The 22,958-nt window shown below is 66.5% G+C and carries 22 protein-coding genes and 1 pseudogene; 14 read left to right on the top strand and 9 right to left on the bottom strand.

Annotated features, from left to right (window positions below; genetic code table 11):
* The 5 genes and pseudogenes from APY03_RS43420 to gspG all read right to left on the bottom strand — a co-directional run.
* Positions 1-218, bottom strand: a pseudogene (locus APY03_RS43420) (type II secretion system protein GspK); the annotation flags it as partial.
* Positions 215-877 (bottom strand): PulJ/GspJ family protein, encoded by a 663-nt coding sequence (locus APY03_RS08070; protein ID WP_068675645.1) that lies wholly within the window; start codon positions 875-877, stop codon positions 215-217. The gene APY03_RS08070 and the pseudogene APY03_RS43420, both read right to left, overlap by 4 nt.
* A complete protein-coding gene (gene gspI, locus APY03_RS08075; RefSeq protein WP_068675647.1) occupies positions 877-1,242 on the bottom strand; it encodes a type II secretion system minor pseudopilin GspI in 366 nt (121 codons plus the stop codon). The genes APY03_RS08070 and gspI overlap by 1 nt, the downstream gene beginning before the upstream one ends.
* A 38-nt stretch (positions 1,243-1,280) precedes the next feature.
* A complete protein-coding gene (locus tag APY03_RS08080; RefSeq protein WP_068675649.1) occupies positions 1,281-1,787 on the bottom strand; it encodes a prepilin-type N-terminal cleavage/methylation domain-containing protein in 507 nt (168 codons plus the stop codon).
* Complete coding sequence (gene gspG, locus APY03_RS08085; protein ID WP_068675651.1) at positions 1,762-2,202, bottom strand: type II secretion system major pseudopilin GspG; 441 nt, start codon at positions 2,200-2,202, stop codon at positions 1,762-1,764. The genes APY03_RS08080 and gspG overlap by 26 nt, the downstream gene beginning before the upstream one ends.
* A gap of 64 nt (positions 2,203-2,266) precedes the next feature.
* On the opposite strand from gspG, the gene APY03_RS08090 reads away from it, so the two are divergent.
* Positions 2,267-2,800: a type II secretion system protein N gene (locus tag APY03_RS08090; protein ID WP_068675653.1), complete on the top strand. Its 534-nt coding sequence runs from the start codon at positions 2,267-2,269 to the stop codon at positions 2,798-2,800.
* Here APY03_RS08090 and ilvA read toward each other — a convergent pair.
* Positions 2,797-4,350, bottom strand: a complete 1,554-nt coding sequence (ilvA, locus tag APY03_RS08095) for a threonine ammonia-lyase, biosynthetic (RefSeq protein WP_068675655.1) — start codon at positions 4,348-4,350, stop codon at positions 2,797-2,799. The two genes, APY03_RS08090 and ilvA, sit on opposite strands and share 4 nt — an antisense overlap.
* A 247-nt stretch (positions 4,351-4,597) precedes the next feature.
* On the opposite strand from ilvA, the gene APY03_RS08100 reads away from it, so the two are divergent.
* Entirely contained in the window at positions 4,598-5,047 is a 450-nt protein-coding gene (locus tag APY03_RS08100) for an OsmC family protein (RefSeq protein ID WP_068675657.1), read from the top strand.
* Between the two features lie 13 nt (positions 5,048-5,060).
* On the opposite strand, the gene coq7 is transcribed toward APY03_RS08100, so the two are convergent.
* A complete protein-coding gene (gene coq7, locus APY03_RS08105; protein WP_068675659.1) occupies positions 5,061-5,690 on the bottom strand; it encodes a 2-polyprenyl-3-methyl-6-methoxy-1,4-benzoquinone monooxygenase in 630 nt (209 codons plus the stop codon).
* Between the two features lie 279 nt (positions 5,691-5,969).
* Here coq7 and APY03_RS08110 point away from each other — a divergent pair, with 279 nt between their 5' ends.
* From APY03_RS08110 to APY03_RS08145, 8 genes are all read left to right on the top strand, one after another.
* The gene (locus APY03_RS08110) at positions 5,970-7,214 is read left to right on the top strand and encodes a porin (RefSeq protein ID WP_068675661.1); all 1,245 of its coding nucleotides are present in this window, start codon (positions 5,970-5,972) and stop codon (positions 7,212-7,214) included.
* Positions 7,215-7,401: 187 nt separating this feature from the next.
* Positions 7,402-8,982: an ABC transporter substrate-binding protein gene (locus APY03_RS08115; protein ID WP_068675663.1), complete on the top strand. Its 1,581-nt coding sequence runs from the start codon at positions 7,402-7,404 to the stop codon at positions 8,980-8,982.
* Between the two features lie 113 nt (positions 8,983-9,095).
* A complete protein-coding gene (locus APY03_RS08120; RefSeq protein WP_068675665.1) occupies positions 9,096-10,076 on the top strand; it encodes an ABC transporter permease in 981 nt (326 codons plus the stop codon).
* A gap of 2 nt (positions 10,077-10,078) precedes the next feature.
* Entirely contained in the window at positions 10,079-11,335 is a 1,257-nt protein-coding gene (locus APY03_RS08125) for a M20 aminoacylase family protein (RefSeq protein ID WP_068675667.1), read from the top strand.
* A gap of 25 nt (positions 11,336-11,360) precedes the next feature.
* Positions 11,361-12,959 carry an ABC transporter substrate-binding protein gene (locus APY03_RS08130; protein ID WP_068675669.1) on the top strand — a complete coding sequence of 533 codons (1,599 nt, stop codon included), beginning with the start codon at positions 11,361-11,363 and terminating at the stop codon, positions 12,957-12,959.
* 60 nt (positions 12,960-13,019) lie between these two features.
* Positions 13,020-13,931 carry an ABC transporter permease gene (locus APY03_RS08135; protein WP_068675671.1) on the top strand — a complete coding sequence of 304 codons (912 nt, stop codon included), beginning with the start codon at positions 13,020-13,022 and terminating at the stop codon, positions 13,929-13,931.
* Between the two features lie 17 nt (positions 13,932-13,948).
* A complete protein-coding gene (locus APY03_RS08140; protein ID WP_068675673.1) occupies positions 13,949-14,941 on the top strand; it encodes an ABC transporter ATP-binding protein in 993 nt (330 codons plus the stop codon).
* Entirely contained in the window at positions 14,938-15,933 is a 996-nt protein-coding gene (locus APY03_RS08145; RefSeq protein WP_068675675.1) for an ABC transporter ATP-binding protein, read from the top strand. Before APY03_RS08140 ends, APY03_RS08145 begins: the two co-directional genes overlap by 4 nt.
* A 51-nt stretch (positions 15,934-15,984) precedes the next feature.
* Here the strand turns inward: APY03_RS08145 and zwf are convergent, their stop codons facing one another.
* Complete coding sequence (zwf, locus tag APY03_RS08150) at positions 15,985-17,460, bottom strand: glucose-6-phosphate dehydrogenase (protein ID WP_068675677.1); 1,476 nt, start codon at positions 17,458-17,460, stop codon at positions 15,985-15,987.
* 139 nt (positions 17,461-17,599) lie between these two features.
* On the opposite strand from zwf, the gene APY03_RS08155 reads away from it, so the two are divergent.
* Complete coding sequence (locus APY03_RS08155; RefSeq protein ID WP_068675679.1) at positions 17,600-18,265, top strand: HAD-IA family hydrolase; 666 nt, start codon at positions 17,600-17,602, stop codon at positions 18,263-18,265.
* Here the strand turns inward: APY03_RS08155 and APY03_RS08160 are convergent.
* Complete coding sequence (locus APY03_RS08160; RefSeq protein ID WP_068675785.1) at positions 18,211-18,885, bottom strand: lipocalin family protein; 675 nt, start codon at positions 18,883-18,885, stop codon at positions 18,211-18,213. The two genes, APY03_RS08155 and APY03_RS08160, sit on opposite strands and share 55 nt — an antisense overlap.
* A gap of 107 nt (positions 18,886-18,992) precedes the next feature.
* Between APY03_RS08160 and tal the strand changes: the two genes are divergently transcribed.
* The 3 genes from tal to APY03_RS08175 are packed head-to-tail and all read left to right on the top strand — an operon-like array spanning position 18,993 to position 22,813.
* Positions 18,993-19,946, top strand: coding sequence for a transaldolase (gene tal, locus APY03_RS08165; protein ID WP_068675681.1), 954 nt, complete (start codon positions 18,993-18,995; stop codon positions 19,944-19,946).
* The gene (gene pgi, locus APY03_RS08170; RefSeq protein ID WP_068675683.1) at positions 19,943-21,496 is read left to right on the top strand and encodes a glucose-6-phosphate isomerase; all 1,554 of its coding nucleotides are present in this window, start codon (positions 19,943-19,945) and stop codon (positions 21,494-21,496) included. Before tal ends, pgi begins: the two co-directional genes overlap by 4 nt.
* Before the next feature lie 42 nt (positions 21,497-21,538).
* Positions 21,539-22,813: a phospholipase D-like domain-containing protein gene (locus tag APY03_RS08175; RefSeq protein ID WP_068675685.1), complete on the top strand. Its 1,275-nt coding sequence runs from the start codon at positions 21,539-21,541 to the stop codon at positions 22,811-22,813.
* Positions 22,814-22,958 lie beyond the last annotated feature (145 nt).

Below are 22,958 nucleotides of genomic sequence, written 5' to 3' on the forward strand. Positions count from 1 at the left end.
GCGTCTTCACGCAGGATCAAACGCGACCAGTCGAGCGCGCCGACCAGCACCCAGGCCGATTGCACTCGCGCGCGCTCGGCCGCCTCGACCTCGACGGCGCGCCATTGCTGCCAGAGCGACGCCGCGGCGAAGGTGGCAACCAGCGTGACCGTGAGCATGGCGGTCAGCAAGGCCGCGCCGCGCTGCGGTCGTGAGGCGAGGTGATCAGGCCGCTTCATGAGGACTTGGGCGCCGAGGCGGTGGGCCGCACCCAGTCGCGCGTGAGCACGCCGGCGAGCGCCGGACCGGGCGGAAGGCTCAGCACGAGGCGGACGCCGTCGGGCAGGGGCGTGCCGGCGCCGAGCGCTGCTGCACCGACTGCAGGGCCCCAGACGTCGTTGCGGAAGTAGAAGAGCTGCCAGGCTTCCAGCGGCACCAGGCCAAGCTCGGTGCCGCGCACCTCGTTGCTGCTGCTGTCCTGGCCCCACGCCGCGGCGCGATCCCAGGCCTGCTGCCATTCGGGGCGGCCGGTGAGGCCGGGCGACTGCCAGCGGTACCAGCGCGCGACGCCGGCGGCATCGGCCCGCAGGGTCCACGCCACGACATAGACCACCGGCAGGGCGCTGTCGGTGCTGCGCCGGGTGAGGCGCAGCGTGCGGCCGTCCCAATCCATCGCTCGGGTCTGCGACAGGGCGACCGTTGCGTCGAGGTCGGCCGTCCATTGCGACAGCGCGGTCTGCAGCGTCAGCACGGCGTCGCTGCGCTCACGGTTGATGGACTGGGCGCGCGCCATGCCTTCGAGGCCTTGCCAGCTGACCAGCGCGAGCAGCGCCATGACGGTGATCGCCACCAGCAGTTCGATCAGCGTGAAGCCGCGTGTGGCGCGCCTCGCCGTCATCAGAAGCGCCCCACGACGGTGGAAAGCCGCAGTATCGGCGCCTCGGCCGCATCGCGCACCTGCACGTCGACGCGCCGGAAGTTCGGGTTCAGCGTGGGCGTGGTCGAGATGGTGACGGCGAAACTGGTGTTGACCTGGGTGCAGACCAGGCCGGCATCGCCGATGGCCGGCATCTGGCGCGCGAGGCGGGCCTTGATGAGCTCGTTTTCGGCGCAAAGCTGTGCCAGCAGCAGGTCCGACTGGCGCTGCGCATTGCGCGTGATCGCGTTCGTGGCCTGCGCGCCCGCCGCCAGCGCAATCGCGATGATGCCCAGCGCCACCAGCACCTCGACCAGGGTGAAGCCGCGGCCCGGCCTGCGCTGCATTGCGCAACCGGCGCTACGCGGTGCGATGCCATTCGACTTCATGGCGTGGTCACCGCGAACGGCCGCAGGCCATCGGTCGCGATGCGCAGGGTGCGCACCGGCGGGCCCTCCGCCGTGAGCAGCACCTGCTGCGCCGCGATGATCGGCTCGGGCCCGAGCTGCAGCGCCGCGATCGCCGAGCCATCCCCTGCCAGCGGCTGCGCCACGATGCCGGCGGAAAGCCATGCCGTCGGCAGGGTGCCGGGCGGCAGTCCATCGAAGCTGAAGTTGGTGGGGCCTTCGGGCGTTGTGCGCCAGCGCACCGCCATCCCGCTGGCACGCGACTGGGCGCGCGCCGCTTCGAGCAGGGCCGAAAGACGCTCGGCTTCGCGATCCAGGCTTTCCTGGCCCGTGTTGCGCAGCGCGAGACCGACGCCGGCCGTCGCGATCGCGATGATCGCCATCACCACGAGCAGCTCGATCAGGGTGAAGCCGCCGGGTCCCCGGCGCCTGGCGCCGTCGAAGCGGAAAGCGACGCGCCTATTGCCAGCTGCCGATATCGGCATTCTTGCCTTCGCCGCCGGGTTGGCCGTCAGGGCCGAGCGAGAACACGTCGATCTCGCCCTTCAGGCCTGGGTTCATGTACTGGTAGGGGCGGCCCCAGGGGTCGTTGGGCAGCTTTTCGACGTACTGCTTCCAGTTGGGCGCGGCGGGACCGGTGGTGGGGCGGGCGAGCAATGCCGGCAGGCCCTGCTCGGCGGTCGGATAACGCTGGTTGTCAAGCCGGTAGAGCTTGAGCGCCTGCATCAGGTTGTTGACGTCTGTGCGGGCGGCGGTCACGCGCGCGTCGTCGGCGCGTTCGATCACGTTCGGCACGATCAGCGCCGCGAGCACGCCGATGATGACCAGCACGACCATCAGCTCGATGAGCGTGAAGCCGCGCTGCAGGGCGCGCGCGAGAGGGCGGTGGATAAGGGACATGAAAGTGGGAGGGGGAAGGTGAGGAATGCGCGTTGGTGCCTGCGCTGCATGATAATCCGGCCCCATGTCAGCTTCCTACGCTCCCGCCCGCTGGCCCTCGGCCACCGCGACGACCGTCCTGTGGGCCCTGGCCGCGGCGGCCGTCGTGTTCTGGGGGCTGCGGCTGATGTCTCCGTCCGATGCAGTCGCGCCGCCCGCGCTGAGCAGCAACGCCGCGGTCACGGTGGATACGGCGGCAGTCGCGCAGATGCTCGGTGTGGTGCCGAGCCAGGCCGCGATCGTGGCGGCGCCCGATGCGGCCAGCCGTTTCCAACTGCTCGGCGTGGTGGCCGACGCCGACCAGCAGGGCGCGGCGTTGATCGCCGTTGACGGCAAGCCCCCGCGGCCTTTCCGCGTGGGCGCCACGTTGGCCGATGGCTATGTGCTGCATTCGGTCAGCGCACGGAGCGCATCGCTGGGCGCGAGCGTCGACGCCGCGCCGGCCTTCACGCTGCAGCTGCCGGCGCGGCCGCTCGCCGTCAACGGCCCGCCGCCGTCCGTGTCCGATGCGCCGCAGCCTGTGGTCGCACCGCCTGAGCGTGGCGGCGTCCGGCGCTAGGCCTGCAGGAACAGTCGGTAGACCGGGTTGCCGGTTTCCTCCACGAACGGGTAGTCCAGCGTCCGCAGGAATTCGTCGAAGGCCGCATGGTCGGCCGCCGGGACCTGCAGCCCGACCAGGATGCGACCGTAGTCGGCGCCCTGGTTGCGGTAGTGGAAGAGGCTGATGTTCCAGGTCGGCCGCATGAGGCTCAGGAACTTGAGCAGCGCGCCTGGCCGCTCGGGGAACACGAAGCGCAGCAGCCGCTCATCGTGCGCCAAGCCGCTGCGGCCGCCCACCAGGTGGCGGATGTGCTCCTTGGCGAGCTCGTTGTGCGTGAGGTCGATGGCGCCGTAGCCGTGAGCCAGGAAGGTCTCGGTGATCGTCTTCGACTCGCCGCGCGTCTGAGTGGTCAAGCCCACGAACACATGCGCCTCCTTGGCGTCGCTGATCCGGTAGTTGAATTCGGTCACGCTGCGCGAGGCGCCGGGCAACTGTCCCACCAGCTCGCAAAAGCGCCGGAAGCTGCCGCGCTCCTCGGGAATGGTGACGGCGAAGAGAGCCTCGCGCTCCTCGCCGACCTCCGCGCGCTCGGCCACGAAGCGCAGCCGGTCGAAATTCATGTTGGCGCCGCAGAGAATGGCCACGTACGTCTGCCCCTGCGTGCCGTGTGCCTCGACGTACTGCTTGATCGCAGCCACCGCCAACGCACCCGCGGGCTCGACGATGCTGCGGGTGTCGATGAACACGTCCTTGATGCCGGCGCACACCGCGTCCGTGTCGACGGTGATGAACTCGTCCACCAGCTCGCGGGAGATCCGAAAGGTCTCCTCGCCCACCAGCTTGACCGCCGTCCCGTCGGAAAACAGGCCGACGTCGGGCAGCGTTATCCGTTCGCGGGCAGCGACGGAGCGCAACATCGCGTCCGAATCGTTCATCTGGACGCCGATCACCTTGATCTCGGGTCGCACGGCCTTGATGTAGTTGGCCACGCCCGAGATCAATCCGCCGCCGCCGATGGCGACGAAGACCGCATCGAGCGGACCCTGATGCTGGCGCAGGATCTCCATCGCGATCGTGCCCTGGCCGGCAATGACGTCGGGGTCGTCGAAAGGGTGGACGAAGACGAGGCCGTGGAGCCTCTGTTGTTCCAGCGCGTAGCCGTAGGCGTCGGAGTAGCTGTCGCCGTGCAACTGCACTTCTCCGCCGAGCGCGCGCACGGCGTCGATCTTGAGCTGCGGCGTGGTCACCGGCATCACGACCACGGCGCGCGCGCCGAGCTTGCGGGCACTGAGCGCGACTCCCTGGGCATGGTTGCCTGCCGACGCGCAGATCACGCCCCTGGCGAGCTGCTCAGGACTCAGGTGGGCCATCTTGTTGTAGGCACCGCGCAGCTTGAAGCTGAAGACCGCCTGCTGATCCTCGCGCTTGAGCAGTACCGTGTTTCCCAGGCGCGCGCTCAGGGCCCGCGCCGGCTCGAGCGCGGATTCCACCGCCACGTCGTAGACACGGGCCGTGAGGATTTTCTTCAGGTAGTCGGCAGGCGAAAGCGGGGCAGGCGGCGTGGACATAGGGTCGGGATCATAGGCCTGCCTTCCCCTGCCGCGGCGTCAAGAAAAAAGCCCCGGGCCTTGCGGCTCGGGGCTAAATCCACCAATTGGGAGGGTGGAGGAGACAACTGGTGCACACGTTTCCGTGGGCGATGAAATAAAGTATATCGACTCTTTGTTGCATTGCAACAAGAGAGTGACTCTTTCCCAACACAAGTCGACGTCGGCGTGATTTTTCTTGCTGCGCGTCGTGACTGGAGCCTGCAAGATGGAATGCACAGTGAGCTGGACGGGCAGCGCCGGGACGGTATCGGCCATGGGTTTCGTCGCCGAGACCGGCAGCGGTCATGTCCTGATGATGGATGGCGCGCCGGATGCGGCGAAGCCCGGGAACGGCGGCCAGAACCTGGCTGCGCGGCCGATGGAAACGGTGCTGGCCGGCACCGGCGGCTGCACTGCATATGACGTGGTGCTGATCCTGAAGCGAGGCCGACATCAGGTCGAGCGCGTCAGCGTCAAGCTGAGCAGCGAGCGAGCAGAGAAGGATCCGAAGGTCTTCACCAAGATCCACATGCACTTCACCGTGGCTGGCAAGGGCATCCCGGCCGTCGCCGTCGAGCGCGCAATCGCGCTGAGCCACGATACCTACTGCTCGGCGAGCGTCATGCTGGCCAAGACTGCCGAGATCACGACCAGCTTCGATCTCATCGAGACCTGAGCACGGACTGCGGTCATATGCGATGAGCGACCTTGGTCATCACTCGGGCCGCCAACCGCATGAGAGCCTTGGCTGGCGCCGGTAGTTCCTTTGCGCCTGCGCTCCAGGCCTGTGCCGCATGGCGCGCCTCGTCCAGCTTCATCTGGGTGACCACCGCCCGCGAGGCTGTATCGCCCGCAGGCAGGCGGTTGAGGTGGCCGTCCAGGTGGGCTTCGACCTGCCGCTCGGTCTCCGCAACGAATCCCAGGCTCAAGGGATCGCCGAGGCGGCCGGCTATGAGCCCGAGCCCAAAGGCACCCAGGTACCAGAGCGGGTTCAGCGCCGAGGCGTGCGTGCCCAGTTCCTCGAGTCGTTGCTGCGTCCAGGCGAGATGATCCGTCTCCTCGCGCGCGGCTTGTTCGAAGTGCGCTCGCAGCTTCGGGTCCCTCGTGACCGCCGCCTGTGCCGTGTACAAGGCCTGGGCACAGACCTCCCCGACGTGATTCACCCGCATCAATGCGCCGGCTTCACGACGCTCGGCTTGACCGAGCTCGATACCCGGGCTGGCGGGCTGCGGGAAGGCGCGGGTCGCATGGGGCTTGGCAAACAAGGTACGCAGGGCCGCGTCCGCAGTGCCCAGGAGAGCGTCGAGCGAGGAGGTCATGGGGCGATTGGAACGCATGTGCAAAAGCTACCTGCATGGTGGGTCTTGTTTCATATCGTGGAGTTTCAGGGTTGTGGTCCTTTGTTGCACGAGTGCAACGAAACGGCGAAGCGTGCCGCGTTTTCGGGAGAATTCTTTTGCCCAGACGAAGCGGCTCTGGTGCAATAGCGACAACTTCCCAAAAGGAGGTTGGCCCGGGGTCCGGTGGGAGCACAGAAGTGCCAGTCACGGTGAGCCCTTCGCACCGGAGCCCTATGTTTAACCTTGGAGAAACTTGCAATGAAAAAATCTCTAGTTGCCCTGGCTGCCCTGGCTGTTGCCGGTGTTGCCTCGGCGCAGTCGTCCGTGACGCTGTTCGGCGTGGTTGATGCTGCGATCAGCGGCACTTCGAACAAGTCGGACAACATCAGCTTCCCGACGCTGGCCAATCCCTTCTACGTGGATAGCGTCAAGACCAGCCGCACCGAACTGCGTAACTCGGGCTACAACTCCAGCCGTCTGGGCTTCCGTGGCACGGAAGACCTCGGTGGTGGCCTGGCTGCCAGCTTCTGGCTCGAAGCTCCGATCTCCAATGACAACGGCCAAGAAGGCATTGCGACCTTTGCTCGTCGCTCGACCGTGAGCCTGTCTGGTGGTTTCGGTGAAATCCGTCTCGGCCGTGACTACACCCCGACGTTCTGGAACGACACCGTGTTCGATCCGTTCGGCACCAACGGCGTCGGCACCAACCTGATCAGCACTGCCAACAGCGGCTTTGGTGCATGGCTCGGCGGCGGCACGACCAGCGTCCCTGGCTTCACGAACGTGACTGGCAGCAACTACGTTCGCGCCAGCAACACCGTCGGCTACTTCCTGCCCCCGAACCTCGGTGGCTTCTATGGCCAGGTGATGTACGGCTTCCACGAGCGCACCAAGTACGATCCGGGCGCTGCCACGCCGGACGTGTTGAACAGCCAGCGCACCGGTCGTTATGTCGGCGGCCGCTTCGGCTATGCCAACGGTCCTCTGGACGTTGCTGCTTCCTACGGCCAGAGCACCATCGGTGACGACTTCTTCGAAGGACTTACGAGCTCGGTCAAGACCTTCAACGTCGGCGCTTCCTACGACTTCGGCGTCGTGAAGCTCTTCGGTGAGTACTCGAAGGCCAAGAACGAGATCGACAACGAAGCGATCTTCTTTACCCCGACGGCCGACATCGACCTGAAGGGTTACCTGCTTGGCGTGACCGTGCCAGTCGGCCCTGGCCTGATCCGCGCGTCCTACTCGGCTGTCAAGTACGACCTGAACGTGCCTGCCACCCTGTTCGGCACGTTCGACGATCCGAAGGCCAACAAGTTCGCCATCGGCTACGTGCACAACCTGTCGAAGCGCACGGCTCTGTACGCAACGGTGGCTCGCATTCGCAACAAGAACGGCGCTGGCCTGACCGTGGGCGGCCCGTCCTTCGTGACCTCCTTCGGCGGCTCGGCCTTCCAGCCGAAGACCTCGACGGGTTACGACTTCGGCATCCGTCACGCTTTCTGATCCGAGGCTGGCGCAAGCCAGTTTCGAACGGGAAGTTCTTGAAAGCCGTCCGACGAAAGTCGGGCGGCTTTTTTCGTTTCCGGGCTTCCGCGTACAGGGATATCCCTCGGGTCGGCGTTCTCCCGTCTGGAAAGCTGGCGTGGCTGTTGCATAGTCCGCGTTTTCACTCCGTGACGGAAGGTTACCCATGGGTTCAAAGCTCGTCTTGTTTCCCGTCGCCCTTGCGGCTGCCATGCTGGTTGCGCCGACGCTGCACGCGAAGACCTTCAAGTGGTCGAGTGCAAGCGACATTCCCACGCTCGACATCCACTCGCAGAACAACGCCCTCGGCAATGGCGTGCACGCGGCGGTCTATGACTCGTTGGTCTACTACAACAGCAAGACCTTCAAGCCTGAGGCGCAGTTGGCGAGCAGTTGGAAGAACGTCTCACCCACCCAGGTGCGCTTCACGTTGCGCAGCGGCGTCAAGTTCAGCGACGGTTCCGCGCTCACTGCAGAAGATGTGGTGTATTCGCTCACGCGTGCCATGGCCAAGACCTCCAATTACGCTGTCTACACACAGGGCATCGACAAGGTGGCCAAGGTCGACGACAACACGGTCGACATCCTGCTCAAGGGCCCCAATCCGGTGCTGCTTAACCAACTGACCGAGCTGCGCATCATGAGCAAGGCTTGGGCAGAGAAGAACAAGTCCTTGGAGCCCAAGGACATCAAGACACCCGAGGAGAGTTACGCGCATCGCAACGCGATGGGCACCGGGCCCTTCATGGTGAAGGAATGGCAGCCGGATCAACGCCTGGTGCTGGTGAAGAATCCGCACTACTGGGGCAAGAACGATTCGAACGTGACCGAGGTGGTCTATGCCCCGATCAAGCAGGAGGCCACGCGTGCCGCCGCGCTGCTTTCTGGCGAAGTCGACTTCGTGCTCGATCCCAGCCCGCAGGATCTGGGCCGTCTGCGGCAGAGCGGCAACCTGAAGGTCATCGACGGAATCGAGAACCGCACCATCTTCTTCGGCATGGACCAGTTCCGTGACGAGTTGCCCGGCTCCAACGTCAAGGGCAAGAACCCCCTGAAGGACCAGCGGGTGCGCAAGGCCCTCTACCAGGCGATCGACATCGCGAGCCTGACCCGCGTCACCATGCGCGGCCTGAGCCAGCCCACCGGCGCGCTGGTAGCGCCGCAGGTCAACGGCTGGACCGAAGGGGTGCATAAGCGCCACCCCTACGACCCCGAAGCCGCGAAGAAGCTGCTCGCCGATGCGGGCTACCCCGGCGGCTTCGAAGTGGATTTCGCCTGTCCCAACAACCGCTACATCAACGACGAGGAGATCTGCCAGGCGGTGACCGCCATGTGGGCGCGCGTCGGCGTCAAGGCCAAGCTGCGGACGCTGCCGCTGGTGACCTACTTCCCGATGATCCAACGCTACGAGGCCAGCATCTACATGCTCGGATGGGGCGTGCCGACCTTCGACGCGCTCTACAGCCTGCAGTCGCTCACCCGTTCAGTGGGCAGCGGCGGAGATGGCAACTACAACGTCGGGCGCTACAGCAATCCGAAGATGGACCAGATCGTCGACCGCGTGAAGACTGAAACCGACATCCCGGTGCGCGACCGTCTGCTGACCGAGGCGCTGCAGTTGCAGAACGACGACGTCGCGCACATCCCGCTGCACAACCAGATCATCCCCTGGGCGATGAAGAAGAACATCGAGGTGGTCCACCGCGCGGACAACCGGCTCGACTGGCGTCTCATCAACGTGAACTGATCCCGGCAAGCTCGCCTGCCTTCCTGGCGAGCTCGAGCGGGCCGCAACCCGGGGAACCACCTCTTGGGCATGCGGCTTGCTCTGCTAGCATCGTTGAACACGTGCTCTGCTGAATGATTGCCTTCATATTGCGCCGCCTGATCCAGGCCGTGATCGTCATGGTCGCGGTCGCCTTCATCGCCTTCCTCCTGTTCCAGTACGTGGGCGATCCTGTGGTGTTCCTGCTCGGTCAGGATGCGACGCCCGAGCAGATCCGCGAGCTGCGCGCCGGCCTTGGCCTGGACAAGCCCTTCTTCGTCCAGTTCTGGCATTTTCTGGTCAACGCCTCGCAGGGCGAGTTCGGCCTCAGCCTGCGCCAGGGCAGCAAGGTTTCGCGCCTGATCGGCGAGCGCTTCCCGGCGACCCTGGAGCTTGCGCTGGTCGCCGCCTTCCTGGCCTTGGCGATCGGCGTTCCCATGGGCGTCTATACGGCGCTGCGGCGGGGCACCTTCATGAGCCAGGTGTTCATGACGGTCTCGCTGCTGGGCGTCTCGTTGCCCACCTTCCTGATCGGCATCCTGCTGATCCTGGTCTTCGCCGTGCTGCTCGGCTGGTTTCCCAGCTTCGGGCGCGGCGAGACGGTGCAGTTGGGCTGGTGGAGCACCGGTCTGCTGCGCGCCGACGGCTGGATGCATATCGTGCTGCCGGCGGTGACGCTCGCCATCTTCCAGCTCACCCTGATCATGCGGCTGGTGCGCGCCGAGATGCTGGAGGTCCTGCGCACCGACTACATCAAGTTCGCGCGCGCCCGCGGCCTGTCGGACCGCGCCATCCATTTCGGGCACGCGCTCAAGAACACGCTGGTGCCGGTGATGACCATCACCGGCCTGCAACTCGGCGGCCTGATCGCCTTCGCAATCATCACCGAGTCGGTCTTCCAGTGGCCGGGCATGGGCCTGCTGTTCATCCAGGCCGTCACTTTCGCCGACATTCCGGTGATGGCCGCCTACCTGTGCCTCATTGCGCTGATCTTCGTCGTCATCAATCTCATCGTGGACCTGCTGTACTTCGTGGTCGATCCGCGACTGCGCGTCGGCAGGGCGGGGGGGCATTGACGATGGACGCCCCCCGCTACCAAGCCTCGGGACGGGCCTTTGCGCACATCGCGCGCTTCCATCCCGAGATCACCGCTTTCCGGCGCGACCTGCATGCGCACCCCGAGCTCGGCTTCGAGGAGATCTACACCTCCGGGCGCGTGCAGGAGTCGCTGCGAGCCTGCGGCGTTGACGAGATCCATCCGGGCATCGGCAAGACTGGCGTGGTCGGCGTGATCCGCGGGCGCTCCACGGCCAGCGGCCGCATGATCGGCCTGCGTGCCGACATGGATGCTCTTCCGATGTGCGAGGACAACGACTTCAAGTGGCGCTCCGCGAAGAAGGGCCTCATGCACGGCTGCGGCCACGACGGTCATACCGCCATGCTGGTCGGCGCGGCGCGCTATCTGGCCGAGACCCGTGACTTCGACGGCACGGCCGTCCTGATCTTCCAGCCGGGCGAGGAGGGCTTCGCCGGCGCACGCGCAATGATCGACGACGGCCTGTTCGACCGGTTTCCCGTCAGCGCGGTCTACGCGATGCACAACTGGCCCGGCTTGCCCGCCGGCACGGTGGGCATCAACCGCGGCGCCATGATGGCGGCGGCCGACCGCATCACCATCGAGGTGGAGGGCAAGGGCGGCCACGGCGCGCATGCCTACCTCACCGTCGACCCTGTGCTGGTCTCGGCACACATCATCACTGCGGTACAGACCATCGTCTCGCGCAATGTGCGGCCCATCGATGCGGCCGTGATCAGCATCTGCGCAGTGCAGGCCGGGGACCTCGGCGCCATGAGTGTGGTGCCCGGCAAGGCGACGCTGGTGGGCACGGTGCGCACGTTCAGCGTCCGGGTGCAGGCGCAGATCGAGCAGCGGCTGGTGGAGCTGTGCTCCGCCGTCGCGGCCGGTTTCGGCGCGACGGCGCAGGTGAAGTTCGAGCGCATCTACCCAGCGACCATCAACACCGCGCCCGAGGCGATGTTCGCCGGCGATGTCGCCCAATCCCTGGTGGGCGCGCACAACGTCGAGCGCAACATGGAGCCCAGCATGGGCGCCGAGGACTTCTCCTTCATGCTGCAGAAGAAGGCCGGCGCCTATCTGCGCATCGGCCAGGATGCGCGTGGGGGTGCGTTCCTGCACAACAGCCGGTACGACTTCAACGACGAGATCCTGCCGCTCGGCGCCGCTTTGCATGCCGGCCTGATCGAGCAGGGCATGCCCCTGAATGCCGTGGACCGGCCCGCCATCACCAGCGTGGCCGCGTCGGCGGTGTCCTGAGTTTTCCAACCCGAGGAGTGCTTCCATGAACCTGAGAAACAAGCTGGCCGCGATGGCCGTCATGTCCGCGCTGGGCACGCTTTGCCTGCCGGTAGGCGCGCAGACTATCCGTGTCGCGAATCAGGGGGACGCGCTTTCGCTCGATCCGCATTCGCTCAACGAGTCGCTGCAGCTCTCGGTCGACCTCAATGTGTACGACGCGCTGACCGATCGCAACAAGGACCTGAGCCTCGCGCCCTCGCTGGCCACCTCCTGGCGGCAGACGTCGCCCACGGTGTGGCGCTTCGAACTGCGCAAGAACGTCAAGTTCCACGACGGCACGCCTTTCACCGCCGATGACGTCCTCTTCAGCATCACGCGTGCGGCCGGTGAAGGCTCGGATGTGAAGGCCAAGGTGAACGACATCAAGGAAGTGCGCAAGGTCAACGACCACGCGGTCGACATCGAGACCAAGGGGCCGTTCCCCATCCTGCCCGACGTCTTGTCCGACCTTGCGATCATGAGCAAGAAGTGGTGCGAGGAGAACAAGGCCGAGAAGCCCGTCGACCGCCGCAAGGGCATCGAGAACACCGCCTCTTTCAAGGCCAATGGTACCGGGCCGTTCCGCGTGCGCGAGCGCCAGCCCAATGTGCGTACGGTGTTCGTGCGCAACGGCACCTACTGGGGCAAGATCGACGGCAACGTGCAGGAGGTGATCTTCACCCCCATTGCCAATTCGGCAACGCGTGTGGCGGCCCTGATGTCGGGCGAGATCGACGTGATGGAGCCGGTGCCGGTGCAGGACATCGCCCGCATCAATGCCAGCCCGAACACCCAGGTGGTCGTCGGCCCCGAGCTGCGCACCATCTTCCTGGGCATGGACCAGAAGCGCGACGAGCTGCTGTATTCGAGCGTCAAGGGCAAGAACCCCTTCAAGGACAAGCGCGTGCGCCAGGCCTTCTACCAGGCCATCGACATCAACGGAATCCAGCGCACGGTCATGCGTGGCGCGTCGCGGCCGACGGGACTGATGGTCGGTCCCGGCGTCAATGGCTGGACCGAGGCCCAGGACAAGCGCCTGCCGCAGGACGTCGAGGGTGCCAAGAAGCTGCTGGCGGATGCCGGCTACCCGAACGGCTTCGAAGTGACGATGAACTGCCCGAACGACCGCTATGTCAACGATGGGCAGATCTGCCAATCGGTGGCCGCGAATCTCGCGCGGATCGGCGTCAAGATCAATCTCGCGGCCGAGACCAAGGGCACGTATTTCCCCAAGATCCTGCGTCGCGACACCAGCTTCTATCTGCTCGGCTGGACGCCGACCACCTACGACTCGCACAACGCGCTCGACGCGCTGATGCGCTGCCCCGACGACAAGACGGGCGACGGCCAGTTCAACCTCGGCTCGTACTGCAACCCCAAGCTCGACGAACTGATCGGAAAGATCAAGTCGAGCACTGACAAGACAGAGCGCATGGCGATGATCCAGGAAGCCTTCAAGATCCACGCGGACGATATCGGGCACCTGCCGTTGCACCAGCAGTCGTTGGCCTGGGGCGTGAGCAAGAAGGTCGCGCTGACGCAGCGGGCCGACAACTTCATGCCGTTCAAGTGGATGAGCATCCAGGCGCCCGCCAAGCCTTGAACCTGGACAGCACAACGACTCCGAGGGCCTGCGACGCAGGCCCGCTTTTTGGGCCTCTCGATGAAAAAGACACTGGCTCGCTGGCTCGACAGTGACGTCGGCCACAGCTTCCGAACCTCGCCGGTTGCGATGCTCGCGGCGGCGATCGCCTTCGTCTGCGTCTTCTGTTCGGTCTTCGCCGGGTGGGTGTCGCCGCACAACCCCTTCGACCTTGCCGCGCTGGAGCTCGGCGATGCGCGCTTGCCGCCCGCCTGGGAGGACGAGGGCAGTACCAAGTATTTGCTGGGCACCGACGACCAGGGCCGCGACATCCTTTCTGCGTTGATCTACGGTGCACGCATCTCGCTGGTCGTCGGCCTGGTCTCGGTGGTGCTGTCCGTCGTGGTCGGTGTGCTGCTCGGCCTGCTGGCCGGCTTCTGGGGCGGATGGCTCGATGCCTTCCTGATGCGCGTGTGCGACGTGATGCTGTCCTTCCCGCCCATCCTGGTCGCGCTGCTGATCGCCGGCGTCGGGCGCGCGCTGTTTCCCAACGCGCACGACACCGTCGCCTTCGGCGTGCTGATCATCTCGATCTCTCTCACCGGCTGGGTGCAGTACGCGCGCACGGTGCGCGGCTCGACCATGGTCGAGCGCAACAAGGAGTACGTGCAGGCGGCGCGCGTGACAGGCGTCGCGCCGCTTCGCATCATGCGCAGGCACGTGCTGCCGAACGTGCTGGGTCCGGTGCTGGTGCTGGCCACCATCCAGGTTGCGACGGCGATCATCACCGAGGCGACGCTATCCTTCCTGGGCGTCGGCGTGCCCCCTACCTCCCCCTCTCTGGGCACCCTGATCCGCGTCGGCAACGACTACCTGTTCTCGGGTGAATGGTGGATCACCGTCTTCCCCGGCCTGATGCTGATCCTGATCGCGCTGAGCGTAAACCTCCTGGGCGACTGGTTGCGCGACGCGCTCAACCCGCGACTGCGCTGAAGACCGGAGCATATCGAATGAGTCTTCTGCAAGTCCGCAACCTCGTCGTCGAATTCCCGCACCGCCGCGGCACGCTGCGCGCGCTGGACGACATCAGTTTCGAGATCGCGCCGGGCGAGATCCTGGGCGTGGTGGGTGAGTCGGGCGCGGGCAAGTCCCTGACGGGCGCGGCCATCATCGGCCTGCTGGAGCCGCCCGGGCGCGTGGCTGCGGGCCAGATCGTGCTGGAAGGCCAGCGTATCGACAACCTGCGCCACGAGGCCATGCGCCATATCCGCGGGCGCAAGATCGGCGCCATCTTCCAGGACCCGCTGACGTCGCTGAATCCGCTCTACACCATTGGGCGGCAGTTGACCGAGACCATCCGGACGCATTTGCCCGTGACCGAGGAGGAGGCGCGCCGGCGCGCCATCGGGCTCCTGCAGGACACCGGAATCCCCGGCGCCGCGCAGCGCATCGACCACTATCCGCACCAGTTCTCCGGCGGTATGCGCCAGCGCGTCGTCATCGCCTTGGCCCTGGCTGCCGAGCCCAAGCTGATCGTCGCGGATGAGCCGACCACCGCGCTGGACGTCTCGATCCAGGCGCAGATCATCACGCTGCTCAAGCGCATCTGCAAGGAGCGCGGCGCGGCGGTGATGCTGATCACCCACGACATGGGCGTGATTGCCGAGACCTGCGACCGCGTGGCCGTGATGTATGCCGGCCGCATCGCCGAGATCGGACCGGTGCAGGAGGTGATCCACCAGCCCGCGCACCCCTACACCTCCGGCCTGATGGCCGCCATCCCGGACATGACGATGGACCGCGAACGCCTCAACCAGATCGACGGCGCCATGCCGCGACTGAACGCCATCCCACGCGGCTGCGCCTACAACCCGCGCTGCCCGCGCGTTTTCGACCGCTGCGTGGTCGAGCGGCCCGATCTGCTCAACGCCGGCGCGACACGTGCCGCCTGCTGGCTGCACGACGCGCACAGCACGTCCTCGATCGACGGGATCTCGCGATGAGTTCACCACTGGTCGTCGCCCAGGACCTCGCCAAGGTCTTCGACGTCTCCCCGCCGTGGCTCAACCGCGTGCTCGAGCGCAAGCCGCGCCTGCTGCTGCACGCGGTCGATGGCGTGAGCTTCTCCATCGAGCGCGGCAAGACCCTTGCACTGGTCGGCGAATCCGGCTGCGGCAAGAGCACCGTCGCGCGCTTGCTCGTGGGCCTGTACGAACCCACCCGCGGCGGCTTGCACTTCGACGGCGTGGACGCCCATGCCGCGTTCAAGAGCGCCGAGGGCCGCAAGCTGCGCCGGCGCATCCAGATGATCTTCCAGGACCCGTACGCCAGCCTCAACCCGCGATGGCTGGTGGAGGACATCGTGGGCGAACCCTTGCGCGAGCACGAGATCCTCAAGGAAGGCCCCGCGCTCAAGGCCCGGGTTGGCGAGCTGCTGCAGTCCGTTGGCCTGAGTCCGCTGGACATGGTCAAGTATCCCCACCAGTTCTCCGGCGGCCAGCGGCAGCGCATTTCCATCGCGCGTGCCCTGGCCACCCAGCCCGAGTTCCTGGTGTGCGACGAGCCCACATCCGCGCTGGACGTCAGCGTGCAGGCCCAGGTGCTGAACATCATGAAGGACCTGCAGCGCGAGCGCGGCCTGACCTATCTGTTCATCTCCCACAATCTCGCCGTGGTGCGCCATGTCGCCGACCAGGTCGGCGTGATGTACCTCGGGCGGCTGGTGGAGGTGGCCGACAAGGCGAAGCTCTTCGGGGCGCCGCAGCACCCCTACACCCGCATGCTGCTGGAGGCCATCCCGAAGATGAAGCACGCCGGCGAGGCGCGCACGCCGGTGCAGGGCGAGGTCCCCAACCCGCTCGACCCACCCGCAGGCTGCACCTTCAACCCGCGCTGCCCGCATGCCAACGCTCGCTGCCGGGCCGAGCGGCCGCCGCTGCAGATGCTTCGCGGCGTGCAGGTGGCTTGCCACGCCGTGGAGGAAGGGCGAATCTGAAGACGGACTGCCGCTACGAGAAGAGCGCGCAGTCCTTCGCGTGACCTTCCTTTACAGCTCTTCGCTCCAGGCGAACCCATCGCGCGCGATCATCGCGCTCGATGCGCTCGGGCCCCAGGTGCCCGCTGCGTAGGGGCGCGGGGGGCCGTCCGATGCCCAGCTGTCGATCAGCGGCTCGACCCAGCGCCAGGCTTCCTCCTGCTCGTCGCTGCGCACGAAGAGGTTGAGCCGGCCGTCGATCACGTCGAGCAGCAGGCGCTCGTAGGCGCCCACGCGCTCGGAGCCGAAGCGCTTGTCGAAGTCGAGATCCAGCTGCACCGGCGCGAGCTGCGGCCCGGCATAGCGGTGGCCGTTGTTGCTTCGGTGGCGACCGTCCTGCGCCTGGGCGAGCATATGCAGTTCCAGGCCGTCCTTGGGCTGCAGGTTGATCACCAGCTTGTTGAAGGCGTTGGTGGGCGCCCGGAAGATCGCATGGGGCGTCGGCTTGAAGTTGACCGCGATATGCGCATCGCGCGAGGCCAGCCGCTTGCCGGTGCGGATGTAGAGCGGCACGCCCGCCCAGCGCCAGTTCGCGATCTCGGTGCGCAGCGCGACGAAGGTCTCGGTGCGGCTCTCCGGGTCCACGCCCGGCTCGTCGCGGTAGCCCTGCACGCGCTCGCCGTAGGCCGTGCCGGCGGTGTACTGTCCGCGGATCGCATGCAGCCCGATGGCTTCCGGCGTCCAGGGTTTCAGCGCGCGCAGCACCTTGAGCTTCTCGTCGCGGATGGCATCGGCATGCGCGTTGATCGGCGGCTCCATGCCGATGGCGCAGACCAGCTGCAGCGCGTGGTTCTGCACCATGTCGCGCAGCGCGCCGGTCTGGTCGTAGAAGGCGCCGCGCTTCTCGACGCCCAGGTCTTCGCCGATCGTGATCTCGATGTTCGCGATGTGCTCGCGGCGCCAGATGGGCTCGAACAGCGCGTTGCCGAAGCGCATCGCGAACAGGTTCTGCACCGAGGGCTTGCCCAGGTAGTGGTCGATGCGGAACACCTGGTGCTCCGCCAGCACCTTGCACACCGCCTTGTTGATGGCGCGGTTGGAGGCCAGGTCGTGCCCCAGCGGCTTCTCCAGCACCACGCGGGTTTTCGGGCCGTTGAGCCCGGCCGCTGCGATCTGTTCGACCACCTGTGTGAACAGGGCCGGGGCGGTGGCGAGGTACATCACGACCGTGCTCGCGTCGCGCTGCGTGAGCAGCTCTGCGAGCTTCGCGTAGTCCTCCGTCCGGGACAGGTCCATCCGCTGGTAGTAGAGCAGGGCGGCGAACTTCTTGAACTCCTCGGGAGTTGGCCGCTTGGCGCCTTCCACAGCCTCGAAGCGCGACTGGATCAGCTCGCGGTAGCCGTCGTCGGACAGCTCGTCGCGCGCCACCCCGATGATGCGCCCGCCCCCGGGAAGGCTGCCGTGGCGAAAGGCCTGGAACAACGCCGGCATCAGCTTGCGCCAGGTGAGGTCGCCGGTACCGCCGAAGAGGACGAGGTCAAAACTCATGAATGAATCCGTGTTGTCGTGGTGATGCGCTCAGCGCTCGAAGCCCGTCGGCGAATGGTAGCGGAGGCTGTCGCGCCGGCGACTTCGCTTAAGCTTCGGGCTGGTCCCTCAGGGCCATTTTTCCTTTGAACGAGCAGGCATGAAGAACGTTGTGTTCGATGTTGGTGCAGTGCTGCTGAGCTGGGAGCCGGTGTCATTGGTGCACGCGGTCGTCGCGCCGCACACGCCGACGGCCCAGGCAGCCCATGCGCTGGCCTGCGAGATGTTTCATCACGAGGACTGGCTGGGCTTCGACCGCGGCACGCACAGCCTGGAAGATGCCATCGGGCGCATGGCGCTGCGCCTGTCACTGCCCGTCGAGCGCCTCAACACGACGCTGGCGCCCGTGGGCGAGCGCCTCGAACCTATCGACGTCACCATCGAACTGCTGGGTGCGCTGCGGGCCAGACGCGATGCCGGCGAGGCGCTGCGGCTCTATTACCTGTCCAACATGCCGGCGCCCTATGCGCGCGTGCTCGAGCAGCGCCACGAGTTCTTTCGGTGGTTCGACGGGGGCATCTTCTCGGGCGACGTTCGCATGATCAAGCCGCAGCGCGAGATCTTTCAGTTGCTCGCCTCGCGATATGCCCTCGAGGCGTCCCAAACGCTGTTCATCGACGACTCGGCTGCCAACGTGGCGGCGGCGCGTGCGCTCGGCTGGGAGGCCATCCACTGCGAGGCACCGAGCGAGCTCCCAGCGCAGCTGGCGACCTACCTGCCGGTTCGTTCCATCTTGTCGACGTCGAAGCCCAGCGAGCGTGCGTAGTCGAGCTCGGCCTGAAGCGTCGCCTCGTCCAATTGCGGTGTGCGCGACAGCACCCAGAGGTACTGCCGGTCGGGGGTGCCGACCAGCGCCACCTGGTAGTCACGATCGAGCTTGAGGATCCAATAGTCGCCCCAGGTCAGGGGAAGCCATCGCATCCAGTCCGGCGCAAAACTCACCTCGAGCCGCCCGGCGCCGGGCTGCCCCGCGACCGGAGCCGGGCGGGCAATGCCGGCCGACTCGTCGACGCGCCCATCCGCCAGCATGCAACGGTTGATTACCTGCATGGTGCCATCCCCGAGGAGCGTGTACTCGGCTGTCACGGCACCAGTGCACTTTTTCTGGAAGCGATTGGGCAGCCGCGCCTGTTCGTGCCACACGCCGACATAGCGCTGCAGGTCGACGGGGGCGACCACTTGCAACGGGGCGCGCATCAGCGGCGCCCCATCGGCGGGTCCCGCCATGCGCCCGTTGCTTGCGGCGCGGGCGGTCGTGAATGCCAGGAGGGTCAGCGCGCCGCCGATGCAGAAGGCCGTGGCCAGGGTGCCGATGGACGCACTGTGAACCCGGTCGTCGAAAACCACGCGTTGCGGCGGCGTGGGCGGGGAGCGGCGAGTGAGCATGAGCATTCCTCCAGATCGGACAGGGTCCAACCGTAGCGCCGGGACCGGAAGGGGCCCGTCAGCCGGGGACCACACGAACTGTAGTTTTGCGGCGGGATAATGCCCGCATGAACCAACTCGATGCCCTCCGACAGTGGACCACCGTGGTGGCCGATACCGGCGATTTCCGCCAACTGGCCCAGTTCAAGCCCCAGGATGCGACCACCAATCCTTCGCTCATCCTCAAGGCGGTGCAGAAGGCCGAGTACCGGCCCCTGCTCGACGAGGCGGTGAAGAAGCACGGTCACCTCGCCACCGACGAGGTCATCGACCGCCTGCTGGTGCGTTTCGGGACCGAGATCCTCTCGCTCATTCCCGGCCGGGTCTCGACCGAGGTGGATGCCCGGCTGAGCTTCGACACTGCCGCCACCGTGGCGCGGGCAGAGCGCATCGTGGCGCTCTACCGTGCCGAGGACATCGACACCGGGAAGCGCTTGCTGATCAAGATTGCCGCCACCTGGGAAGGCATCGAGGCGGCGCGCCAGCTGGAGCAGAAGGGCATCCACACCAACCTCACGCTGCTGTTCTCCTTCGCCCAGGCAGTGGCCTGCGGCGCCGCGGGCGTGCGGCTGATCTCGCCCTTCGTCGGGCGCATCTACGACTGGCACAAGAAGGCGGCCGGCAGCGCCTGGGACGAAGCGGCCCGCGCGGGCGCCAACGATCCGGGCGTCAGGTCGGTGCGCCAGATCTTCGAGTACTACAAGAAGCACGGCATCCGGACCGAGGTGATGGGCGCCAGCTTCCGAAACGTGGGCCAGATCGCAGCGCTCGCGGGCTGCGACCTGCTGACCATCAGCCCCGAGCTGCTGGCCGAGCTCGCCGCCAGCGAGGCGCCGCTGGCGCATGCGTTGGACGCGGATGCCGCGCAAGCACTCGACATCCCGAAGCTGGTCCTGGACGAGCCGGCCTTCCGCTTCGCCCTCAACGAGGACGCGATGGCCACCGAGAAGCTGGCGGAGGGCATCCGGGCCTTCGCGGCGGACGCGGTGAAGCTGGAAAAGTTGATGGAGGAAATCGAATGAGCGCCGTCCGGACGCGTTGCGATCGCACCTCGGCGTGGGGCCGCTTGCAGGCGCACTACGACTCGGCCGGCCGCTATTTCGACCTGCGCCAGGCTTTTGCCGCCGATCCGCAGCGCTTCGGCGCCTTCAGCCAGCCGGCACCGCACATCTTCGCCGACCTGTCCAAGAACCTGATCGACGGGAAGACCGAATCGCTGCTGCTGGCGCTGGCCCGCGAAGCCGGCATCGAGGCACATCGCGAGGCCATGTTCGCCGGCGAGCACATCAATGCGACCGAAGACCGCGCCGTGCTCCACACGCTGCTGCGCGCGCCGGCCTCGACAGCCGTGCCGCCCGAACTGGCGAGCGAGCTGGCCCAGGTGCACACCACGCTCGACGCCATGCTGGCCTACGCCGAGCAGGTGCGCACCGACCACACCATCACCGACGTGGTAAACATCGGCATCGGCGGCTCGGACCTCGGGCCCCAGATGGTCGTGCGCGCCCTCGATGCCTACGTGGCGCCGGGCAAGCGCTTCCACTTCGTCTCGAACGTCGACGGCCACGAGCTCGCCGGGGTGCTGCGCGGCCTGGCGCCCGAGCACACGCTGTTCCTGGTCGCCTCCAAGACCTTCACCACGGCCGAAACCATGGCCAACGCGCACTCGGCCAAACGCTGGTTCGAGCAGTCGGGCAATGTCGACATCGCCCACCACTTCGCCGCGCTCACCACCAACGTCGAGGCCGCCCGTGCCTTCGGCATCGACACCACCTTCGGCTTCTGGGACTGGGTGGGCGGGCGCTATTCGCTGTGGTCCTCCATCGGACTGCCGATCGCGCTGGCCATCGGAGCCGAGGGCTTCCGCCGGCTCCTCGCCGGCGCGCACGCGATGGACGAGCATTTCCGCAGCGCCCCGCTGGCGCAGAACCTGCCGGTGCGCCTCGGCCTGATCGATGTCTGGTATCGCAACTTCCACCACTTCACGAGCCGAAGCATCGCGCCCTACCACAGCGCGCTGCAGCGCCTGCCCGCCTACCTGCAGCAGCTCGAGATGGAGAGCAATGGCAAGCAGGTCGATGCGAGCGGCGCCGCGTTGCCCTTCGGCACCTCGCCGGTGCTATGGGGCGAGCCCGGCACCAACGGGCAGCACGCGTATTTCCAGATGCTGCACCAGGGCACGGACGCGATTCCGCTGGAGTTCGTCGCCGTGCGTGACCCGGCGCACGACCTGGAAGGCCACCATCGCAAGCTGCTGGCCAATGCGCTCGCGCAAGCTCAGGCGCTGATGGTGGGCCAGCAGGACGCCGGCGGGCACCGCAATTTCCCCGGCAACCGGCCGAGCACCTTCTTCGTCCTCGACCAGCTGAACCCGGAGACGCTGGGCGCCTTCCTCGCGATGTACGAGCACCGGGTGTTCACCAGCGGCGCGCTGTGGGGCATCAACAGCTTCGACCAGTGGGGCGTGGAGCTCGGCAAGGTGCTCGCCAAGGACATCGAGCCGCGCCTCGCCTCCGGCGACATGGCGGGGCTCGACGCTTCGACGGCCGGACTGCTGGCCCGGTTGCGCTAGGGCGAACCGCAAGTACTTCCACATGAAACGTCGCCTGCGATCATGAAGCGGCGCATCAAGCTCATTGCGTGGACCTTCGTGCTGACAGTCGCGGCCGCCGTGATCGTGCTCAACTTCACTGGCGGCGAGAAGAAGCTCGAGGAGCAGGTCCGGCATGAATATGCGCTTCACGACGAGCAATACCAGCGCGCCCTCGGCGTCCTGCTGGGCCCTGCCATCACCGACGGCAACCGCTTCGAGGCGCTCCACAACGGTGACCGGATCTTTCCGTCGATGTTGGCGGCCATCCGCGGCGCCCGGCACAGCATTACCTTCGAGACCTACATCTATTGGTCCGGCGACATCGGCAAGGCCTTCGCCGACGCCCTGGCCGAACGCTCGCGCGCAGGTGTCAAGGTTCACGTGCTGCTCGACTGGGTCGGCAGCTCCAAGGTCGACGAGGCGTTCCTGACGGAAATGCAGGCGGCAGGCGTCCAGATCCGCAAATTTCACAAGCCGAGCTGGTACGACCTGACAAAGATGAACAACAGGACGCACCGCAAGCTGCTGGTGGTCGATGGCCGCATTGGCTTCACCGGCGGAGTGGGCATCGCGCCGGAGTGGACCGGCGACGCTCAGGATGCGGCGCACTGGCGCGATTCGCACTTCAAGGCCGAGGGCCCCGTTGTGGCCCAGATGCAAGCCGTATTCATGGACAACTGGGTCAAGGCGACCGGCGACGTGCTGCATGGCGAGATCTACTTTCCGGCGCTGGCCGAGGTGGGCCGGCAGCGCGCCCAGGTGTTCAGCAGTTCGCCGTCGGGCGGCAGCGAGAGCATGCAGCTGATGTACCTGTTGTCGATTGCCGCGGCCACCAGGTCGATCGACCTGTCCAGCGCGTATTTCGTGCCCGACGAGCTCACGGTGCGCGCGCTGGTCGAAGCCATGCGGCGCGGCGTGCGTCTACGCGTCATCACGCCAGGGCCCATCATCGATTCGCAGACCGTGCGCGCCGCCTCTCGCGCGGGCTGGGGCCCACTGCTGGAGGCCGGTGCCGAAATCAGCGAGTACCAGCCCACCATGTTCCATTGCAAGGTCTTCCTGGCAGACGGACTGCTAGTCTCGGTCGGCTCGACCAATTTCGACAACCGCTCCTTCCGCCTGAACGACGAGGCCAACCTCAACATCTACGACGCGGCGTTCGCCGCCGAGCAGACGGCGCAATTCGAAGCGGACCTGAAGCAAGCCAAGCGCGTCACGCTCGAAGCCTGGCGCAATCGACCCTGGTCCGAGAAGGCGCAGGAACACCTGGCGGCATTGCTGGGCTCGCAGCTTTAGCGCCATGCAACAGTCGATCAGGGAGTGAATGCCGGGTCGACGTCATGAAGCGCAAGGTCGCGACCTGGACGACCGCGAGCGGCACGCCTGAAGCAGTGAGCTCAGGGAGAGCCGACCCTTATGATTGCCGCGGGAGCTTTCCCGT

This window comes from Variovorax sp. WDL1 (assembly GCF_001541225.1).
In the GTDB taxonomy this organism is placed as follows: domain Bacteria; phylum Pseudomonadota; class Gammaproteobacteria; order Burkholderiales; family Burkholderiaceae_C; genus Variovorax.

Bases quoted from the DNA above. Each gene is read 5' to 3' on its own strand.
- APY03_RS08110 (WP_068675661.1), top strand. From the start codon at position 5,970: ATGAAAAAATCTCTAGTTGCCCTGGCTGCCCTGGCTGTTGCCGGTGTT.
- zwf (WP_068675677.1), bottom strand. From the start codon at position 17,460: ATGAGTTTTGACCTCGTCCTCTTCGGCGGTACCGGCGACCTCACCTGG.
- APY03_RS08070 (WP_068675645.1), bottom strand. From the start codon at position 877: ATGACGGCGAGGCGCGCCACACGCGGCTTCACGCTGATCGAACTGCTG.
- APY03_RS08145 (WP_068675675.1), top strand. From the start codon at position 14,938: ATGAGTTCACCACTGGTCGTCGCCCAGGACCTCGCCAAGGTCTTCGAC.
- APY03_RS08125 (WP_068675667.1), top strand. From the start codon at position 10,079: ATGGACGCCCCCCGCTACCAAGCCTCGGGACGGGCCTTTGCGCACATC.
- APY03_RS08140 (WP_068675673.1), top strand. From the start codon at position 13,949: ATGAGTCTTCTGCAAGTCCGCAACCTCGTCGTCGAATTCCCGCACCGC.
- tal (WP_068675681.1), top strand. From the start codon at position 18,993: ATGAACCAACTCGATGCCCTCCGACAGTGGACCACCGTGGTGGCCGAT.
- coq7 (WP_068675659.1), bottom strand. From the start codon at position 5,690: ATGACCTCCTCGCTCGACGCTCTCCTGGGCACTGCGGACGCGGCCCTG.
- APY03_RS08100 (WP_068675657.1), top strand. From the start codon at position 4,598: ATGGAATGCACAGTGAGCTGGACGGGCAGCGCCGGGACGGTATCGGCC.
- APY03_RS08080 (WP_068675649.1), bottom strand. From the start codon at position 1,787: ATGCCGATATCGGCAGCTGGCAATAGGCGCGTCGCTTTCCGCTTCGAC.
- APY03_RS08120 (WP_068675665.1), top strand. From the start codon at position 9,096: ATGATTGCCTTCATATTGCGCCGCCTGATCCAGGCCGTGATCGTCATG.
- pgi (WP_068675683.1), top strand. From the start codon at position 19,943: ATGAGCGCCGTCCGGACGCGTTGCGATCGCACCTCGGCGTGGGGCCGC.
- ilvA (WP_068675655.1), bottom strand. From the start codon at position 4,350: ATGTCCACGCCGCCTGCCCCGCTTTCGCCTGCCGACTACCTGAAGAAA.
- APY03_RS08175 (WP_068675685.1), top strand. From the start codon at position 21,539: ATGAAGCGGCGCATCAAGCTCATTGCGTGGACCTTCGTGCTGACAGTC.
- APY03_RS08130 (WP_068675669.1), top strand. From the start codon at position 11,361: ATGAACCTGAGAAACAAGCTGGCCGCGATGGCCGTCATGTCCGCGCTG.
- APY03_RS08135 (WP_068675671.1), top strand. From the start codon at position 13,020: ATGAAAAAGACACTGGCTCGCTGGCTCGACAGTGACGTCGGCCACAGC.
- gspI (WP_068675647.1), bottom strand. From the start codon at position 1,242: ATGCAGCGCAGGCCGGGCCGCGGCTTCACCCTGGTCGAGGTGCTGGTG.
- gspG (WP_068675651.1), bottom strand. From the start codon at position 2,202: ATGTCCCTTATCCACCGCCCTCTCGCGCGCGCCCTGCAGCGCGGCTTC.
- APY03_RS08090 (WP_068675653.1), top strand. From the start codon at position 2,267: ATGTCAGCTTCCTACGCTCCCGCCCGCTGGCCCTCGGCCACCGCGACG.
- APY03_RS08160 (WP_068675785.1), bottom strand. From the start codon at position 18,885: ATGCTCACTCGCCGCTCCCCGCCCACGCCGCCGCAACGCGTGGTTTTC.
- APY03_RS08155 (WP_068675679.1), top strand. From the start codon at position 17,600: ATGAAGAACGTTGTGTTCGATGTTGGTGCAGTGCTGCTGAGCTGGGAG.
- APY03_RS08115 (WP_068675663.1), top strand. From the start codon at position 7,402: ATGGGTTCAAAGCTCGTCTTGTTTCCCGTCGCCCTTGCGGCTGCCATG.